Annotated in this window: 1 protein-coding gene; it reads right to left on the bottom strand. The window is 36.3% G+C overall.

Features of this window, described 5'->3' with window-relative positions:
- Positions 1-747, bottom strand: a 747-nt coding sequence (locus JCM10991_RS14150; protein ID WP_035189161.1) for a Rib/alpha-like domain-containing protein, incomplete at both ends; no start/stop codon positions are given.

Raw genomic sequence — 747 nt, 5'->3', positions numbered from 1 at the left:
TATGGTTGTGTCGTTGCTTGATCCGGTATTGGCATTATCGTTGATTGGTTCATTTGACAAAATAGTTACAGCTACAGGAACTTCTGCCGTTGTCTTATCTTTGTATACAACTTTAACCTTAACTACTTTATCACCAACTTCATTTTTATTGGTTGGCTTGATAGACAATTCACCGGTTGTTTGATTAATGGTAATCCAATCATCAGAATTATCAACTAATTCGTAACTATCAACTACATTTGCATCTGACACCTTTGCAGTCGCAGTAACAGTTTCATTAACCTTAACGTTAACATTATCATAACTTACTGGATAATTCTTGGCATCGTTACTAATCGTAATAGTAATCGGTACAATTTCTTTTGTTGCGTTATTAGCATGTGCAACTTCAACAGAAATATGATATTCTTGTCCCTTGACATCTACATTAGGACTAAACTTAATTTCACCAGTTTCATTAATTGTTGCCCATTCTGGAGCACCTTCAGCTAAAACATATCCTACAATTTCTTCTTGATCACCAATAATTTGTGGTGTTATAGATGCTGTCTCACCAGCTGAAATTGTTATTCCTTCATATGAAGTTGATGTAGTAGGAGTTACAACGATATTAGGAATATCTACAGTTTGTGTTGTGCCATCTGGATATGTCACTACTACTACACCACTTGTAACACCTGCTTTAGATACATCTGGAGTGCTTGTCCAGGCGTATGTGGTATCCGCTGGTAAGTCAGATGCATTGCT

This window comes from Ligilactobacillus equi DSM 15833 = JCM 10991 (assembly GCF_000615765.1).
Lineage (GTDB): Bacteria > Bacillota > Bacilli > Lactobacillales > Lactobacillaceae > Ligilactobacillus > Ligilactobacillus equi.
The sequence above is the reverse complement of the archived record's forward strand: the minus strand, read 5'-3'. Positions and strand labels throughout refer to the sequence as shown.